Below are 16,108 nucleotides of genomic sequence, written 5' to 3'. Positions count from 1 at the left end.
CGGGCGTCTTTGAACAACCGTGCGGACTCGGGTGGTCCCGGCCGTCACTCGGAGTCGGGGGTGGATACCCGGGTTAGCGGCGCCGAAACGGTGACGGCGGCGGTGCGCTCAGCGCAGCTTCGGTAAGACGTTGGCGCGGTAGAACTCGATGGCGGCGAGGGGATCGTCTTGGGGAAAGTGCAGAAACGGGACGGCACCGGCGTCGAGGACGCGCTGCACGGCGTCGACGTGGGTGGCCGGGTCGGTGCCCACGGTCCAGCCGGCCAGCACTTTGTCGATGGGGTTGATCTCGGCGGCGCGCTGGATCTCAACGGGATTGGGCTGATCGACCGCCCCGGCCGTGAAACGCCACAGCGTGGCGGCCCGGGTCGCCACGGCGGCATCGCCGACCACCGCGAACAGTTCGGCGCGCTTGCCCAGCGTGGCCACATCACGGCCGGCGGCTTGCGCACCGGCAGCGAAGGCCGCCAACAGTTTTGGATTCGTTACGTCGTGCGCCTGCGTGATCCACCCGTCCCCGTGTTGTCCGGCCAGCTTCGCGCTTTTCGGGCCGCCGGCGGCCACAAAGATCGGTGGAGGCGTAGTCGGAACATCGTAGAGTTTCAGCGAATTCGTTTGGAAATAGCGGCCGGAGAAAGAGATTCGCGAACCGCTCCACAGTTGGCGGATGAGGTCGATCGCTTCGACCAGCCGGTCGTGGCGCTCGGTGTAGTTCCCGTAGGTGTTGGTGGTGGCCTGTTCATTGAGCCGCTCGCCGGTGCCCACACCCAGAAACACCCTGCCCGGGTCGAGGATCGCCAGGGAGGCGAATGCCTGGGCGACCGTGGCGGGGTGGTAGCGGTAGGTCGGGCAGGTCACCCCGGTGCCGAATGAGACGCGGCTGGTGTTGTTGCCGACCAGCGCCAGCGTCAACCACGGAAACATCGCATGGCCCTCGTTGTCCTGCCACGGCTGAATGTGGTCGCTGGCCCAGACGTATTGAAAGCCGGCCTGTTCGGCCGCCTGAGCCTGTGCCACCAGCCGATCGGTGCGGAACTGCTCGTGCGAGAGGACGAGGCCAACGCCCTTGCCCGCCGGCGTCGGTGGGCCGCTGGATTTGTTGTGGTCGCCAGCCGGTTTCGCGCATCCGTCCGCCAGACCGACGGACCCGAGCACGCCCGCGCCGGCCGCCGCCCGCGCGAATACTCGCCGCGAGATGCCGGTCACCGGGTGGGCATACCCACCAGGCGGTGTGTCATACCCACTAGCCTGGCACAGGTGACCCCGCACGTGCGCCCGGCAGTCAGAGGCGACGTCCGCGCGCTGTCGCGCACCCTGGCCCGCGCGTTCTACGACGACCCGGTGATGATCTGGCTGATTCCCGATCACGACAAGCGGACCGCGCACCTGTCCCGGTTGTTCGCCACAATGACGCGCCACCACCACCTCGGTCGCGGCGGTGTGGAGGTGGCGTACGCGGATGAGGGTATCGGCGCGGCGGCGCTGTGGGATCCGCCCGACCAGTGGCGAGAGACGACCGGTGGGCAGCTGGCGATGACACCGACGTTCATGCGGGTGTTCGGCATCCGCTCGATGCGCGGACGCGCGGTGCAGGAATTGATGAAGAGCGTGCACCCGGAGGAACCGCACTGGTACCTCGCCGTGATCGGCAGCGATCCCGGGGTCCGCGGCACGGGATTCGGTCAGGCGCTGATGAGGTCGCGCCTGGATCGCTGCGACGCCGAATACTGTCCGGCCTATCTCGAGTCGAGCAAGCCCGAAAATGTGCCCTACTATGAGCGTTTCGGCTTCAGCGTCACCCGCGAGCTGGTGCTGCCGGACGGCGGTCCGAGCCTGTGGGCCATGTGGCGCCCGCCCCGGTAGCGGCTTGACGGAATCGCCCTCCGCCCGCGTTTAGCCCCCCGACGCGGCGGGCAATCGTCCTGGCATGAGCGATGACCCACAGGCCGACGAGCTGGTGGATCCCGCGGACTTTCCCGAAGAGGGCGGGCCGGGTGACACCTTGAACCCGAGCGAAGGTACCGACTCGGACGAATTGCGCAACGACGACGGCGACATCGTGGTCGACCCGCCCGAGGACTGGAGCGAGGCCAACCGGTTCGGCGTGACGGCCCGGGAAGAACGCGAGGGTGAGTCCCTCGACGCACGGCTGGCGGCCGAAGAGCCCGACGTTCCCGATGCCATGGAGCCGGTCGACGACGGACCCCGGCGCGCCCACCGGGGCCAGGTGGACGGCACGCCCGAAGACGGCGACTCGCTCTACGACGTCGTCGACGAGTAAGTCAGTGCTCGGCTGTTTACTGCAGCCGACGCGATCAGGGTGTGCTCTGCCAGCCGGCGATGCCGGTGGCGATCATCCTCAGCTGCTTGACGGCGAGCCGGCGGATGTCTTCGGTCGCCTCGATGCTCTGCGAATCCTCGATGGCCTCCGCGACGACGATCATGGCGTTGACGAACAGGGTCGCCAGCACGTTGAGATCCTCGGTGGTCCACTTGTTCAGCCCGGGGAATCGCGCCAGGTCGGTGGCCAGCTCGGAGGTGATCAGCCGGATCTCGGTGCGAATGGCATACCGCAGCACCGACAGGCCGCTGTTGCGTTCGCGGCCGATCAGCCGCCAGTGTTCGCGCCTGTCGGCGACGCTGGCGACCAGGATCTCGACGGACGACTCGATCACCCGGTTCGGGTCGAGCTTGCCGGCACGCGCATCACGCAGGGTGTCACGCAGACTTCGGAAGGACTCGTCGATCAGGACCAGGCCGAGGGCCTCCATCGATTCGAAATGCCGGTAAAACGCCGCCGGAACGATCCCGACCTCCCGGGTCACCTCGCGCAGGCTCAGGCTGGAGAAGCTGCGGTCCTGCAGGAGCTTGAGCGCCGCGGCGATAATGGCCCGGCGGGTCGCCTCCTTGCGCTCCTCACGCGACTGGCTCTCGCGTGAGCGTTCGCGGCCAGAGCCCCGCGCCCGTGAGCTGGGAGTACGGCTGTTCACTATGTGAACCCTACCACAGAGCGGCAGTAAACCCTTGACGAGTTGGCCGTTCCAGTCGCACAGTGTACATATGTTCACTCAAACCGCTCAAGTTTCCGGTCGAGTTCTCGCGAGGACCCTCCGGCAGCGCGTCTTGGGTTCAGAGCTATTAAACCTGCTGACCGGTCCGCACGGCGTCGACCGTTACACCGAACTCGTGGCGCCGACGTGGACGCTGGGCGAAGCCCGCGCCAAAGTGACCGACGTACGCCGGACCACCCCACGCAGTGTGACCCTCACCCTGACCCCCAACGACACCTTCCTGTCCGCTTACACCCTCAAGGCCGGCCAGTACGTCAACCTCACCGTCGAGATCGACGGCCGCCGGCACACCCGCTGCTATTCGCCCGCCAACGTCGAAGGCGCGGCCACCCTCGAGCTGACCATCGGCCGGCACGAGGGCGGCCTGGTCTCGAACTATCTGTACGAACACGCCCACCGCGGCATGGTGGTCGGTCTGACGGGTACCGGCGGCGACTTCACATTGCCGGCCGGCGGACCGCGCGGCCCGCGGCGCATCCTCTTCATCTCCGGGGGAAGCGGTATCACCCCCGTGCTGTCGATGGCGCGCACCTTGATCTCCCAGGGCCATCCGGGCGAGATCGCGTTCATCCACTACGCACGCACGCCCGCCGAGGCCTGCTACCGCAACGAGCTGGCCGCGATGTCCTCGGTGCGGGTGCTGCACGGCTACACCCGATCCGACGACGGCGACCTCGCCGGACGTTTCGGCCCGGAGCACCTAGCCACCGCGATGCCGTCACCCGATGCGGTATTCGTCTGCGGGCCACCGGCTCTGGTCGAAGCCGTGCAAGCGCACTGCGACAACGTCTACACCGAAAGCTTTGTGCCGCCCGTGTTCGATGCACCGGCAACTCCGTCGGGCGGACGGGTGACGTTCGCCGACAGTGGTGTCGGCGTCGTCGACGACGGACGGTCGCTGTTGGAACAGGCCGAGTCGGCGGGACTGTCTCCCGAAAACGGATGCCGGATGGGCATATGCCACACCTGCACGCGGCGCAAAACCGCCGGTACCGTGCGAAACCTGGTCACCGGCGCGGTCTCGACCGCTCCCGATGAGGACGTGCAGATCTGTGTGTCCGTTCCGGTCGGTGACGTGGACCTGTCGCTGTAGCGACAAGCCGCCCAGCCCACAGAAACGCTTGGAGGACAAGCAATGTCGAACGACAAGATCACCCTCACACCCGAACAGGCCGACGCGTTCGGCCGTGAACTCGATGCCATCAAGGAACGCGTGATGGCAGAACTCGGCGAACAGGACGCCGACTACATCCGCCGGGTCATCAAGACCCAGCGTGCGCTTGAAGTCGGTGGCCGGGCGTTGTTATTTCTGCCGCCGGCCTGGCTGCTGGGCACCACCATGCTGGGCCTGTCGAAGATCCTGGACAACATGGAGATCGGGCACAACATCATGCACGGCCAGTACGACTGGATGCGTGACCCGGCCATCTCCGGCCGCGCCTTCGAATGGGACACGGCGTGCCCGGCCGATCAGTGGCGGCACTCGCACAACTACATGCACCACACCCACACCAACATCGTGGGCATGGACCGCGACATCGGCTACGGCATCCTGCGGATGAGCGAGGACCAGCCCTGGGAGCCGTACTTCATCGGCAACCCGCTCTACGCATTCCTGCTGATGGTGTTGTTCCAGTACGGCGTCGCGCTGCACGAGCTGGAAACCGAGCGCATCCGCTCCGGCGAGATCCGGCTCGAGGACAAGCGCGAAGTCCTTCGGGCCATCTGGCGCAAGACCCGTCGGCAGGCCCTCAAGGACTACGTCGCCTTCCCGCTGCTGGCCGGACCGTTTGCGCCGTTCGTCTTCACCGGCAACCTGACGGCTAACCTGATGCGCAACGTGTGGTCGTACATGATCATCTTCTGCGGCCACTTCCCGGACGGGACACAGGAATTCACCGTCGAGGAAACCAAGGACGAGTCACGCGGCATGTGGTACTTCCGCCAGGTCCTCGGCTCGGCAAACCTCACCGGTGGCAAGCTCTTTCACCTGCTATCCGGCAACCTGTCGCACCAGATCGAGCACCACCTCTTCCCCGACGTGCCGGCGCGCCGCTACTCCGAGATCGCGCCCGAGGTGCAGGAGATCTGCGAACGCTACGGCATTCCGTACAACCGCGGTCCGCTGCTGCGCCAGTTCGGCACCGTCGTGCGCAAGATCGTCCGGCTGACCTTCCCAGATTCGTGGGTGCCCAAAGCCAGCGCCGACAAGGCCACCGAGTCTGAGCCGGTCGCCGCCTGAATCCACGCGGTCCGGGCATTGCCTCGCGCCGGGACAGGGGCACAATGAGGTCCGTGGAATGGACCGGCGCGCGGTATGCGGACACCCCGACAGTGGAAGCGTCGACGTGGATCGACGCGGACGCGGACCGGGTCTGGAGCTTGGTCTCGGATATCGCGCTGATGCCGGCGTTCAGCAGCGAGCTGAAGGCGGTGGAATGGGCCGAGGGATCCGACGGCCCGCGGGTCGGCGCCCGCTTCATCGGACACAACGAGCACGACGCTTTCGGGCAATGGAGCAGCACCTCGCAGATCGTCGCCTGCGATCAGCCGCGCGAATTCGCCTGGGCTGTCGGCGAACCCGACGACCCCGCCGCGAAGTGGCGATTCCGGTTGACACCCCGTGACGGCGGCACCGTCCTGAACTACTGGATGCAGATGGGGCCGGGCCGCTCGGGGCTGTCGGTGGCCCTTGAGTCGATGCCCGACAAGGAACAGAAAATCGTCTTCGTGCGGCTGCGCGAGTTCGAGGGCGCGATCGAAAAAACCCTGGTGGCGATCAAACGGCTGGCCGAACACGGGGTCCATTGATGCGGACCGCCACGACGGTCGAGCTGTCCGGTGCCGGCGCCGAGGTCGCCGGGGTCGTGGCGTTGGTCGTCGAGGCGGAGAAGCTGGGCCTCGACGTCTGCTGGGTGGCCGAGGCGTGGGGCGCGGACGCGCCGTCGGCGCTGGGCTACCTGGCGGCGAGGACTGGGCGGATGCTACTGGGTTCCGGCGTTTTTCAGGTCGGCACCCGGTCGCCGGTCATGGTCGCCCAGACCGCGATCACGCTGTCCAATCTGTCGAACGGGCGATTTCTGCTCGGTTTGGGTGCCTCGGGCCCGCAGGTCATCGAGGGCCTGCACGGTGTCTCGTTCAGCCGGCCGCTGGCGCGCATCTCCGAAACGGTCGACATCGTGCGGCACGTCTTCACGGGCGGGAAAATCTCGTATGCGGGAAGCGAATTCGAAATTCCGCGGCCCGGCGGGGCGGCGGTACCGATGCGTTTGTCGACCCGCGCCGAGCACGCTATTCCGGTGTACCTGGCCGCCCTGTCACCCGCGATGTTGCGGCTGACCGGACGAGTCGCCGACGGCTGGCTGGGCACCAGCTTTGTTCCCGAAGGCGCCGGCGACGCCTACTTCGCCCACCTCGACGACGGGCTGGCGGCCGCGAACCGCACCCGCGGCGACATGGACATCTGCCAGGGCGCCGAAGTCGCTTTCGCCGCAGACGAAGACGAATTGCGGGGCATGGTCGCGGGCCGCAAGAAAGAGCTGGCCTTCAGTCTTGGCGGCATGGGATCGTCGAGCACGAATTTCTACAACCGGGCCTACAGCCGACAGGGCTGGGCGGACGTCGCCGCCGAGGTCAGCGAGCGCTGGCAGCGCGGCGACCGGGACGGCGCGGCCGCCCTGGTGACCGACGACATGGTGCTGGCCACTACGCTCATCGGGACGGTGGAGATGGTCTCCGCGCGCCTTGCCGTGTGGCGCGATGCCGGGGTGAACACCGTGCGCCTTTATCCCGCGGGCGACACGCTGGACGCCAAGCTGGAGACGTTGGGCCGGGCGATCGAGCTGGTCCGCGAAACCTAGTGGCGATCGCGAGCGCGGCGTAGCCGGGTGAAGCGGGTCGCCACCATCCAACTCAGGTCACCGCGGTCGGTGCGTCAGCCGCCTTGACGAGTTTCACGTCCGGCCGCTGCGGTACGCCGTCGGCGAGGAACCACCGGAATGCCAGGTTGCCGCGCGGATAGCCCAGCGTGGTAAGCGAATTCGGGTGGGCCGTCTCGACGGGGGACAGGACCACCGTCACGGAGCCATCGCTGTTGGCGACGGCGCTGTGGCCGTTGAGGGAGCACTGGGCATCGCCCGCGCCGAAAGTCGCCATGAACTGGTTCCACACCACCAGGTTCCAGAATCGGCACGACGGCGGCCGGTGCGTGATGACCAGCGCCTCGTCCTCGTCCAGCACGAAACTGCCGTAGGAGTAGCAGGCGTCGCGCGCCGACCAGCCGAAGTTGGCGTCTGGCACCTGGTAGGGCTCTGCGAATGCGTTGGCGGCATGGGCGGTTTCGTGTCCGAGGGTGTGCGCGGCCCCATTCTTCTCGCGGACCCTCTCCGCGACGGCTAACGGCACGATGGCGAACATGGTGCGCAACCAGGTGGCGGCGGCCCGCAGACGCGCCGCGGTTTCGGCGTCGCCGTGCCGTATCGGGTCTGGCTCGTCGATCGCCTCGATCCGCCACGTCACCGGGCGCCCGGTCAGTGGGTTGGCCTGGTAGTCGCGGGTCATCAGCACCATGGCGTCGGGCGTCGCCGGGAAGTCGAAGGTGAAGTTGCCGTCGGCGTCGATGTCGAGATCGGTATCGCGGACGATCGAAACGACCCGATCGGACCAGGCGCCGGGCGAGGGTTCGTTGTAGGCCGTCACCGAAAAATACACGCTGTCGCCCTTATTGCCGCTGATGCGGTACCGCCGCTTCTCATCGACCGGGCAGATGAAGTAGTACGCGTCGGTGTTGTCGCCGCCCCACCGGCGATCGCGACGGAACGGGGTGTTGACGGCGACGAACTGGGGGCGACCGGGCTCGGGGAACAGGTAGGTGTCAAACGCGACGCCCAACGTGGTGGCCAGCATGCGGTAACCGTCGGCGACGTGCCGGTCGTCGGTGACGGCGCGGTCGCCCTCGAGGAACGAGTGATCCAGTTCGCCAAGCGTTTTCAGCAATTCCTGCCACGCGTCCGTCGATTGGTGCGTCATGCGCTGATTCCTTTCAGGAGCAACCCGGTGGTGCGATCGACCCACGCTTCGTCGAGTTCGCCGGGGCGGGTGAGCAGGCCGATCAGCGTGATGCCCGCAATCGCCTCGGTCAGTTCCGTGGCGCTCACGTCGGCGCGCACCTCGCCGCGGGCGCTAGCCCGCTCCAGCAATTCGCCGAGGCCGCCGCCGATGATGCCGGCGAAGCGCTCCAGCAGCGCCGAATGCAAGGTCGGATCGGCAGCCATCTCGCCGACGAGCCCGGGCAAGGCCGCCCTGGCGGCCGGTGTCGTCAGGAAAGCCATTGCGCGACGGACCATCTCATGCAAATCCTCGGGCAGCGATCCGGTGTCGGGGATCTCCGTCGCGGCGCCGATCGGGAACACCGCTTCGTGCACCAGATGCGCCTTGCTCGGCCAGCGGCGATAGATCGCGGGCTTGCTGGTGCCCGCTCGTTGGGCAATGGCGGAGACTAGCAGCGCGGAATAACCCGTTTCGGCGAGCAGCTCCACGGTGGCGCGCAACACCGCACCATCGATGCGCGGATCACGGGGCCGGCCAAAATCTACTACCATTACGAAACTCAGAGTAACATAAGTCGCCGTGACCGTTCGCCTCGACGACCTTGCCCGGCCCCGATTCAGCGCCGAGGGACAGCAAATCCTCGACATGATGGCCACGATGGCCCCGCAGTGCCCACTGGATGCCGACGCGCTGCACGCGCAGGCCTGCGCCGACACCGATCTGCACGACTTCGGCCCCGAAGATTACCGAGAACGCCTCGACGTCTATCTCACCGCGTTACGCGAGATCGACGGACTGCACGACGCCGGGGTCGTGAACTTCTACGGACAACTGCTGCAGCTGCTCAAGAACAGGCTGCTGCTGACGGACCTACTGCGCAGCCATCCCGAGATCAACGACATCGAACTACGCTCGCCGGTGGTCATCGCCGGACTGCCCCGCACCGGCACCACACACCTGCACAACCTGCTGGCCGCGCCGCCGACCTTCCGCACCATGCCGTACTGGGAAAGTGCCGAGCCGTTCCCGATGCCGAATGAGGTTGGCGTCGAACCGGATCCGCGGCGCGCTCGGATGGACGTCGCGGTCGGGGTGATCAACATGGTGATGCCACATTTCGCGCTCATGCACGAGATGACCACCGATCACGTGCACGAAGAGATCCAGCTGCTGGCCAATGACGTGTCCACGATGCTGCTGGAGACCCTCGCCGATGTGCCCCGCTGGCGTGACTACTACCAGGCGCACGACCAAACGCCGCATTACCAGTACCTCGCGACGCAACTCAAAGCGATGCAGTTCCTGCGCGGCGGGCGGCGCTGGCTGCTCAAGTCGCCCCAGCATCTCGAGCAGGTCGTGGTGCTGGATCGGGTCTTCCCCGACAGCATCGTCGTGTTCACCCACCGCGACCCGGTGCCGGTGGCGCTGTCGATGATCGCGATGATCACCTACTCCGCCCGCATGCACCGCTCGCCGGTGCCGGTGGAACAGATCGCCAACTCATGGATCGATCGTCTCGATCAGATGCTCACCGCCCTCGTCCGCGACCGCGACGCCATCGGACCGGAACGCTCGATCGACGTTCGGTTCGACGACTTCATGGCCGACGAACTCGGTGTTGCCGAGCGGGTCTACGCCCTGGCCGGCGAACCGTTCACCGACGAGGCGCGCCGTTCGATCGGCGACTATCTGTCGGGCCACCGGCGCGGCCGACTGGGCAACGTCGAGTCGTCCGCTGCGATGTTCGGGCTGGACGAGGACAGCCTGCGGGAGCGCTTCGCGCCGTATGTCGAGCGGTTCCTGGCCTAACCACTGCCGAGCCGCTACGTTCTCAATTCATGGTCACTATGCCCGAGCTCGACGGTGTCGAACACAGATACATCGAACTGGGAGACGGCGTGACGATCCATGTCGCGGACGCGGGTCCGGCGAGCGGACCGGCGGTGATGCTGGTGCACGGCTTTCCGCAGAACTGGTGGGAATGGCACGAGCTGATCGGGCCGCTGGCCACCGACGGCTACCGGGTGCTGTGTCCGGACCTGCGCGGCTCGGGTTGGAGTTCGGCGCCGCGCTCGAGCTACACCAAGGATGAGATGGCCGACGATCTGGCCGGGGTGCTGGAGCGGTTGGGCGTCGCTACGGTCAAGCTGGTGGCCCACGACTGGGGCGGGCCGGTCGCGTTCATCATGATGCTGCGCCATCCCGAGAAGGTGACCGGGTTCTTCGGGGTGAATACCGTTGCGCCGTGGGTGAAGCCGAGCCTTGCGACGCTGCGTAATATCTGGCGGTTCTGGTATCAGATCCCGATTTCGCTGCCGATCATCGGGCCGCGGGTGATCAGCGATCCCAACTCCCGGTTCGTCCGCATGCTCGGGTCATGGGTCGGCGGTGGTTACACCCTGCCTGAGGATGACACCCGCATGTACCTCGAGTGCATGCAGCAGCCCGGCCACGCGGAGGCCGGTTCGCGGTGGTATCGCAGCTTCCAAACCAAAGAGATGCGGCGATGGATGCGCGGCGAATACGACGGTGCTCGGGTCGACGTCCCGGTCCGCTGGCTGACGGGGACCAAAGATCCGGTGATTACGCCCGATCTCACCGACGGATATGCCGATCACATCAATGATTTCGAGGTCGAGCTGGTCGACGGCGTTGGCCATTGGATCGTCGACCAGCGGCCCGACCTGGTCCTGGACCGATTGCGCGCGTTTCTGAAACTTTGAGCTAGTCGACGCCTATGGTCACTTCCGTCGACTTGATGAACACGGTCGCCGGTTGCCCCACCTTGAGTCCGAGGTCGGCGGCCGCATCCTTGGTCACCGACGACGTGACGACCTGATCGCCACCGTCAAGCGTCACCTTCACAACGGCCATCACGGTGCCGAGTTCGACCTCGGTGATGGTCCCCCTGAGCTGGTTTCGGGTCGAGAGCCGCATCGCAGGATCCTCCATGTCGGAACGGGTGGGGTCTGCGGAGAGCGTAGCGCTGCCAGGCGCAGGCCGGATGGCTTGCGACACCTTCGGATTACGGGGATCGAGGGGCTAGTGCCGCGGCCCGAGCAGGGCTAAGGACGCATCGACGGCCGGTTCCACGATTTCTCGGACCGGCTTCCCGTCTTCGACCGCAAGCGCGGTCAGCTCCCGGAGACCGCCCAACAGGATCACGGACAACGGCGGGGTCAACGGAGGCAGCTTTGCGCGCCGGAACCCGGGACTGGCGCTGAGGTCGATCAGCAGGCTGGACAGCAACTGCAGTCCGCGACGCTGGACGGGCCGAGCGGCCGCACCCAGCGAGGGCAATTCACGGATCCAGCTCAACGTAATGGCCGGCCGAGCCTCGATGTATCCGACGTAGGCCTCGACCGCCTGCCGGATCTGCACGTGCCAGTCCGCCTCGGGATCGACCGAGGCCGTGATCTTCGCGCCCAGTTTCTCGATGTCGACGGCCAGTAGTTCGAGGAAGCATTCTTCCTTGCCGGCGAAGTGGTCGTAGAAGGTGCGCTTGGACGTGCGTGCGTAGCGGACGACGTCGGCGACCGTGCTGGCGCGATAGCCGCGCTCGCTGATCGAGGTGGCGAGGCCGTCGAGCAGCCGTTGCCGAAACGGATCCGGCTCGGCTGGTGCGTCATCCGCAACCGCGTCGGCGGCGGTCGCTGTCACCGCTGGTGTCACGCGGGCGCCCCTTTCGGTGGGTGCGGCACCTTGTCAGGCTTGGTACTTCAGAGTACCGTGCCGGGAAGAACCTGCGGTACATTGCCGTACCACCCCGGTGCCGGGCCATATGTTGGGAGAAGTCATCGTCATGAGCCAACAAGTCACCGCCCCGCCGGCCGCAGTCAAGTTGCCTCCGGCGGCCCGAATTCCCAAGGTATTTCAGGGCCTTGGATTCGCGGTGTCGCGGCGCACGATGATGCGACGACTGTCGCGCCGCTATGGCAGTGTCTTCACGTTGCGGCTTCCGATGTGGGGGCGCGTCATTGCGGTCAGTGACCCCGAGCTGGCCAAGCAGATCTTCACCACCAGCCCCGACGAGCTAGGCAACATCCAGCCCAATTTGAGCAGATTGTTCGGTTACGGCTCGGTATTCGGGCTCGAGGGCGACGAACACCGCCGCCGGCGGCGGCTGTTGGCGCCGCCGTTTCACGGCAAGAGCATGAAGAACTACGAGAGCATCATCGAAGAGGAGACGCTGCGCGAGATCGCCGGCTGGCCGCAGGGCGAGTCTTTCGCAACGCTGCCACCGATGATGCGGATCACGCTGAACGCCATCCTGCGCGCGGTCTTCGGGGCCGACGGCGCCGAACTCGACGAGCTGCGCCGGCTCATCCCGCCCTGGGTCACCCTGGGCTCGCGTCTGGCGTCGCTGCCGAAGCCGAAACGGAATTACGGCCGGTTCAGCCCGTGGTCCCGCCTGGACAAGTGGCGGCGTCAGTACGACAAGGTCATCGACACGTTGATCGCGGCCGAGCGCGCGGACCCCAATTTCGCCGAGCGGACCGACGTGCTCGCCCTGCTGCTGCGCAGCACCTACGACGACGGTTCGGCCATGTCGCGGAAGGACATTGGTGACGAGCTGCTCGCCCTGCTGGCGGCCGGGCACGAAACCACCGCGTCGACGTTGGGCTGGGCGTTCGAGCGGATAAGCCGGCACCCAGACCTGCTGAGGGCACTCGTCGAGGAGGCCGACAGCGGCGGCAGCGAGCTTCGCCAGGCGACCATCCTGGAGGTCCAGCGGGCGAGGACGGTGATCGACTTCGCCGGTCGCCACGTTTATCCAGAGACCTTCCAACTCGGCGAGTGGCTGATTCCGCGCGGTTATTCGATCATCGTCGGCATCGCGCAACTACACGACAACCCCGAGCTGTTCCCCGATCCCAAGCGCTTCGACCCCCAGCGCTTTATTGGAACGAAACCGTCGGCGCTGTCCTGGGTGCCGTTCGGCGGCGGGACCCGCCGATGTGTCGGGGCGGCATTCGCCAACATGGAGATGGATGTGGTGCTTCGAACGGTGTTGCGCCACTGCACTATTGAAACCACAGACGCACCGGATGAGCATTGGCATTGCCGCGGGGTGGCGTTCACGCCGAAGGACGGCGGCCGGATTGTGATGCACCGGCGCTGAGCCTGACCCAGGTCAGCCTTCGCCTCGCGGCGTGCCGGTGCGCCGGGTCGTTTCCAACGCAACACACAATTCCGCGGCGGCACGCGGTTCGGTAACCGGGCGTCCCGTCCGCTGCTCGATCTTGCGTAGCCGCTGGCGCACCGTATTGGGGTGGACATACAGGGCCTGCGCGGCACGCTCGGCCGAACCCCCGTGGTCGAACCACGCCTCCAGCGTGTCGAGCAGTGCTTCTCGTTCGTGCGCGGGCAATTCATCCAGCGCACCGAGAACGTTGGCCGCGACGCGGTCCATCACTTCGGGGGCGGCCACGGCCGTGATGGCCATGACGTCGCGGTCGAAGACGGTGATCGGGCCGCGATCGGGCCGCGACGCCGTCATCGCGATCCTCGCGTAGTGCAAGGCGCCGGCCGTTTGCCCGAGGTCAATTATCGTTGGGCTGACGTTCGCCCGTGGTGACGGTTATCGACCCGGCCCGGATGGCTTCGAAGAGTTCACCGGAGCGCCAGGACAATTCGTTGTAGTCGCGCGCATCGGCTTCTCAGCCCAGATGCGCGACTTGGGGTTTCGTGGGCACCACGATGACGGTGGGTCCGTCGGCAGAAAGTGCAACGTCGAATTCCTTGACCAACTGCTCCGTATCGCCCACCGTGACAGCATGGCAGCCGAAGCCGGTCGCCAGCGATTCGATATCCAGGCCGGGCAGGTCTAACCCCGGTACCCCTGGCGTTTTTTCAAGTAATGCAAAGGATTTCAAGACGGCGTACTCGCCGTTGCGCATCACCACGAACACAATCGGCAGTTTGTGCTGGGCCGCCGTCCAGATCGCTTGAATGGAATACTGAAACGATCCGTCGCCGATCGTCGCCACCACGGCCCGCTTGCGGCCACTGGCACGGTCGCCCAGCGCGACGCCGACCGCGCCCGGTACGCCCCACCCGATCCCCCCGCTGCCGGTGGCGAAGAACGAGTTCGACCGCACGGTTGGCAGCCAGCGCGCCTGCTCGGCCAGTGTCGACGTCGATTCGTTGACCAGCGCCGCCCCAGGCGGCTTCACCGTGTTCAAGGCGGAATACACCTGAGCCGGGGTCAACGGGGCGCCGGCCGGCTCCACCGTTCCCGGGGTGCGGTCCAGCGGGCTGGGTGTTGGCCTACCCGAACCGGTTTCGATCAGCGGGGTCAGCTCCTGCAGGGCAAGCCGTGTGTCGCTCAACAAGCTGTCGCCCACCGGTGCGGCACCCGTCAGCCACGGATCGGCGGTGATGTGCAACAGGTCGGTGCCGTCGGGTAGGTAGTCCCCGGCCACATACGGGTAGTAGCGGAACACTTGCGCGCCGATGACCACCACGAGGTCATGCCCGCGCAACACCTCGGTCACCTCGGCGATGGTCATCGGCAACATGCCCTGATACAGCGGATGATCCTCGGGGAACGACAATCGGTCCGGCAGCGCGCTTGCATGTACAGGCGCGTTGACCTTCTCGGCGAACACAACGGCGGCATCCCAGGCGCCGGCCCGATCGACCTCGGGGCCGAACACCAGCAGCGGCCGCCGCGCCCGGTTGATGCGCTCGGCGAAAGTCCTGAGGCGAGCGGCTTCCGGCGCACAGCGCTGACTTGCTGTGCGGATCACGGCCGGACCGAGCGCCGGCTTCTCCCAGTCGTCAAGCGGGATGGACAGATACACCGGGCCCGACGGCGGCTGCACCGCGAGGGTGTAGGCCCGCATGAACGCCGCCGGCACGTCCTCGGCACGGGCGGGCTGATACGCCCACTTCACCCACGGCAGTGGCAGCTGGGTCTCGCTGGTGTTGGTCAGATATGGCTCGCAGAGCACCATTTCGCGAGTTTGCTGACCCGCCGTGACGATCAGCGGGGTGTTGCTCTTGTACGCCGCGATAAGGCTCCCCATGGCGTTACCGGTGCCCGCCGCGGTGTGCAGGTTCACCAGGGCGGGCTTGCCGGTGGACTGTGCGAAACCGTCCGCCATGGCCAGCACCGACGCCTCCTGCAGTCCCAGCACGTAGCTGAAGTCGTCGGGAAAGTTCTTCAGGAACGTCTGCTCGGTCGATCCCGGATTGCCGAACACCGTCGTCAACCCCAACGAGCGCAGCAGGTCGTAGGTGACATCCCAGACGGTAGGTGAAGACGACATGAGCCCAAGTTCCCTTCGCGAGCGGACTTTTCACGCATATGAAAAGCGCACCCACGATGGCGCGCACTCGCGTTAGATCTTGCGCCTGCTGGACCGCGATGTCGATGTTGTGAGCGACATCGTTGCGCCCCGTTAACGGTGGCGCCGCACAGCGCCGGAAGGGCGCCGGACCCGACTCCTACTACTGGTCCGCGGTGGCGCGGCGCGGCAGCTTCCAGCCGGGGCGGATGTAGTGGCAGGTGTATCCGTTGGGATAGTGCTGCAGGTAGTCCTGATGTTCGGGCTCGGCTTCCCAGAAGTCGCCGGCCGGACTGACCTCGGTCACCACCTTGCCCGGCCACAGCCCGGACGCCTCGACATCGGCGATGGTGTCCAGCGCGATCCGCTTCTGCTCATCGTCGAGGTAGAAAATGGCCGACCGGTAACTGGGTCCCCGGTCGTTGCCCTGCCGGTCTTTCGTTGTCGGATCGTGAATCTGGAAGAAGAACTCCAGCATCGTGCGGTAATCGGTGAGCGTCGGGTCATAGACGATCTCGATGGCTTCGGCGTGCGTGCCGTGGTTGCGATAGGTCGCGTTAGGGACCTCACCGCCGGTGTAACCGACCCGGGTGGACACCACGCCCGGCTGCTTGCGGATCAGTTCCTGCATTCCCCAAAAGCAGCCGCCGGCCAGAATTGCTTTCTGGTTGGTCATCGTTCGTCCTCCTAACCGGC

The 16,108-nt window shown here is 66.3% G+C and carries 18 protein-coding genes; 9 read left to right on the top strand and 9 right to left on the bottom strand.

Going from position 1 to position 16,108, the window contains the following annotated elements:
* Window positions 1-108: 108 nt before the first annotated feature.
* Window positions 109-1,206 (bottom strand): F420-dependent hydroxymycolic acid dehydrogenase, encoded by a 1,098-nt coding sequence (locus G6N50_RS18785; RefSeq protein WP_083094649.1) that lies wholly within the window; start codon window positions 1,204-1,206, stop codon window positions 109-111.
* Between the two features lie 51 nt (window positions 1,207-1,257).
* Between G6N50_RS18785 and G6N50_RS18780 the strand changes: the two genes are divergently transcribed.
* On the top strand, window positions 1,258-1,863 hold the full coding sequence (locus tag G6N50_RS18780; RefSeq protein WP_083094648.1) for a GNAT family N-acetyltransferase: 606 nt from the start codon (window positions 1,258-1,260) through the stop codon (window positions 1,861-1,863).
* 64 nt (window positions 1,864-1,927) lie between these two features.
* Complete coding sequence (locus G6N50_RS18775) at window positions 1,928-2,281, top strand: hypothetical protein (protein WP_083094647.1); 354 nt, start codon at window positions 1,928-1,930, stop codon at window positions 2,279-2,281.
* A gap of 34 nt (window positions 2,282-2,315) precedes the next feature.
* On the opposite strand, the gene G6N50_RS18770 is transcribed toward G6N50_RS18775, so the two are convergent.
* On the bottom strand, window positions 2,316-2,990 hold the full coding sequence (locus G6N50_RS18770) for a TetR family transcriptional regulator (RefSeq protein WP_067834473.1): 675 nt from the start codon (window positions 2,988-2,990) through the stop codon (window positions 2,316-2,318).
* 70 nt (window positions 2,991-3,060) lie between these two features.
* Here G6N50_RS18770 and G6N50_RS18765 point away from each other — a divergent pair, with 70 nt between their 5' ends.
* From G6N50_RS18765 to G6N50_RS18750, 4 genes are read left to right on the top strand one after another with little or no spacing between them, the layout of a single operon-like run.
* Window positions 3,061-4,164, top strand: a complete 1,104-nt coding sequence (locus G6N50_RS18765; RefSeq protein WP_083094646.1) for a ferredoxin reductase — start codon at window positions 3,061-3,063, stop codon at window positions 4,162-4,164.
* 42 nt (window positions 4,165-4,206) lie between these two features.
* Complete coding sequence (locus G6N50_RS18760) at window positions 4,207-5,313, top strand: fatty acid desaturase family protein (RefSeq protein WP_083094645.1); 1,107 nt, start codon at window positions 4,207-4,209, stop codon at window positions 5,311-5,313.
* 44 nt (window positions 5,314-5,357) lie between these two features.
* Window positions 5,358-5,882 carry an SRPBCC family protein gene (locus G6N50_RS18755; protein WP_179970034.1) on the top strand — a complete coding sequence of 175 codons (525 nt, stop codon included), beginning with the start codon at window positions 5,358-5,360 and terminating at the stop codon, window positions 5,880-5,882.
* A complete protein-coding gene (locus G6N50_RS18750; RefSeq protein WP_083094643.1) occupies window positions 5,882-6,931 on the top strand; it encodes an LLM class flavin-dependent oxidoreductase in 1,050 nt (349 codons plus the stop codon). The genes G6N50_RS18755 and G6N50_RS18750 overlap by 1 nt, the downstream gene beginning before the upstream one ends.
* A gap of 52 nt (window positions 6,932-6,983) precedes the next feature.
* Here the strand turns inward: G6N50_RS18750 and G6N50_RS18745 are convergent, their stop codons facing one another.
* Entirely contained in the window at window positions 6,984-8,099 is a 1,116-nt protein-coding gene (locus G6N50_RS18745; RefSeq protein ID WP_083094642.1) for a DUF1214 domain-containing protein, read from the bottom strand.
* Window positions 8,096-8,671 (bottom strand): TetR/AcrR family transcriptional regulator, encoded by a 576-nt coding sequence (locus tag G6N50_RS18740; protein WP_083094641.1) that lies wholly within the window; start codon window positions 8,669-8,671, stop codon window positions 8,096-8,098. The genes G6N50_RS18745 and G6N50_RS18740 overlap by 4 nt, the downstream gene beginning before the upstream one ends.
* Window positions 8,672-8,699: 28 nt before the next feature.
* Between G6N50_RS18740 and G6N50_RS18735 the strand changes: the two genes are divergently transcribed.
* Together G6N50_RS18735 and G6N50_RS18730 are read left to right on the top strand one after the other, a co-directional pair.
* Window positions 8,700-9,929: a sulfotransferase family protein gene (locus tag G6N50_RS18735; protein ID WP_083094640.1), complete on the top strand. Its 1,230-nt coding sequence runs from the start codon at window positions 8,700-8,702 to the stop codon at window positions 9,927-9,929.
* A gap of 29 nt (window positions 9,930-9,958) precedes the next feature.
* The gene (locus G6N50_RS18730) at window positions 9,959-10,843 is read left to right on the top strand and encodes an alpha/beta fold hydrolase (RefSeq protein WP_083094639.1); all 885 of its coding nucleotides are present in this window, start codon (window positions 9,959-9,961) and stop codon (window positions 10,841-10,843) included.
* A 1-nt stretch (window position 10,844) separates the two neighbouring features.
* On the opposite strand, the gene G6N50_RS18725 is transcribed toward G6N50_RS18730, so the two are convergent.
* On the bottom strand, window positions 10,845-11,057 hold the full coding sequence (locus G6N50_RS18725) for a TOBE domain-containing protein (RefSeq protein ID WP_083094759.1): 213 nt from the start codon (window positions 11,055-11,057) through the stop codon (window positions 10,845-10,847).
* Between the two features lie 105 nt (window positions 11,058-11,162).
* Window positions 11,163-11,780 (bottom strand): TetR/AcrR family transcriptional regulator, encoded by a 618-nt coding sequence (locus G6N50_RS18720; protein ID WP_083094638.1) that lies wholly within the window; start codon window positions 11,778-11,780, stop codon window positions 11,163-11,165.
* Between the two features lie 142 nt (window positions 11,781-11,922).
* On the opposite strand from G6N50_RS18720, the gene G6N50_RS18715 reads away from it, so the two are divergent.
* Entirely contained in the window at window positions 11,923-13,242 is a 1,320-nt protein-coding gene (locus G6N50_RS18715; RefSeq protein WP_083094758.1) for a cytochrome P450, read from the top strand.
* 12 nt (window positions 13,243-13,254) lie between these two features.
* On the opposite strand, the gene G6N50_RS18710 is transcribed toward G6N50_RS18715, so the two are convergent.
* From G6N50_RS18710 to msrA, 3 genes are all read right to left on the bottom strand, one after another.
* Window positions 13,255-13,620, bottom strand: coding sequence for a PucR family transcriptional regulator (locus G6N50_RS18710; protein WP_142275504.1), 366 nt, complete (start codon window positions 13,618-13,620; stop codon window positions 13,255-13,257).
* A gap of 160 nt (window positions 13,621-13,780) precedes the next feature.
* Window positions 13,781-15,394 carry a benzoylformate decarboxylase gene (gene mdlC / locus G6N50_RS18705; RefSeq protein ID WP_083094636.1) on the bottom strand — a complete coding sequence of 538 codons (1,614 nt, stop codon included), beginning with the start codon at window positions 15,392-15,394 and terminating at the stop codon, window positions 13,781-13,783.
* A 181-nt stretch (window positions 15,395-15,575) separates the two neighbouring features.
* Complete coding sequence (gene msrA / locus G6N50_RS18700; RefSeq protein ID WP_083094635.1) at window positions 15,576-16,088, bottom strand: peptide-methionine (S)-S-oxide reductase MsrA; 513 nt, start codon at window positions 16,086-16,088, stop codon at window positions 15,576-15,578.
* Window positions 16,089-16,108: the final 20 nt, after the last annotated feature.

It is taken from the genome of Mycobacterium mantenii, from assembly GCF_010731775.1.
Taxonomy (GTDB): domain Bacteria; phylum Actinomycetota; class Actinomycetes; order Mycobacteriales; family Mycobacteriaceae; genus Mycobacterium; species Mycobacterium mantenii.
Note: the sequence above shows the minus strand (reverse complement) of the source record. Positions and strands in the feature narration are given on the sequence as shown.

What these genes read in the sequence shown, in the direction of transcription:
- G6N50_RS18775 (WP_083094647.1), top strand. Translation starts at nt 1,928, where the DNA reads ATGAGCGATGACCCACAGGCCGACGAGCTGGTGGATCCCGCGGACTTT.
- G6N50_RS18765 (WP_083094646.1), top strand. Translation starts at nt 3,061, where the DNA reads ATGTTCACTCAAACCGCTCAAGTTTCCGGTCGAGTTCTCGCGAGGACC.
- G6N50_RS18760 (WP_083094645.1), top strand. Translation starts at nt 4,207, where the DNA reads ATGTCGAACGACAAGATCACCCTCACACCCGAACAGGCCGACGCGTTC.
- G6N50_RS18755 (WP_179970034.1), top strand. Translation starts at nt 5,358, where the DNA reads ATGAGGTCCGTGGAATGGACCGGCGCGCGGTATGCGGACACCCCGACA.
- G6N50_RS18750 (WP_083094643.1), top strand. Translation starts at nt 5,882, where the DNA reads ATGCGGACCGCCACGACGGTCGAGCTGTCCGGTGCCGGCGCCGAGGTC.
- G6N50_RS18745 (WP_083094642.1), bottom strand. Translation starts at nt 8,099, where the DNA reads ATGACGCACCAATCGACGGACGCGTGGCAGGAATTGCTGAAAACGCTT.
- G6N50_RS18740 (WP_083094641.1), bottom strand. Translation starts at nt 8,671, where the DNA reads ATGGTAGTAGATTTTGGCCGGCCCCGTGATCCGCGCATCGATGGTGCG.
- G6N50_RS18730 (WP_083094639.1), top strand. Translation starts at nt 9,959, where the DNA reads ATGGTCACTATGCCCGAGCTCGACGGTGTCGAACACAGATACATCGAA.
- G6N50_RS18725 (WP_083094759.1), bottom strand. Translation starts at nt 11,057, where the DNA reads ATGCGGCTCTCGACCCGAAACCAGCTCAGGGGGACCATCACCGAGGTC.
- G6N50_RS18715 (WP_083094758.1), top strand. Translation starts at nt 11,923, where the DNA reads ATGAGCCAACAAGTCACCGCCCCGCCGGCCGCAGTCAAGTTGCCTCCG.
- G6N50_RS18710 (WP_142275504.1), bottom strand. Translation starts at nt 13,620, where the DNA reads ATGACGGCGTCGCGGCCCGATCGCGGCCCGATCACCGTCTTCGACCGC.
- mdlC (WP_083094636.1), bottom strand. Translation starts at nt 15,394, where the DNA reads ATGTCGTCTTCACCTACCGTCTGGGATGTCACCTACGACCTGCTGCGC.
- msrA (WP_083094635.1), bottom strand. Translation starts at nt 16,088, where the DNA reads ATGACCAACCAGAAAGCAATTCTGGCCGGCGGCTGCTTTTGGGGAATG.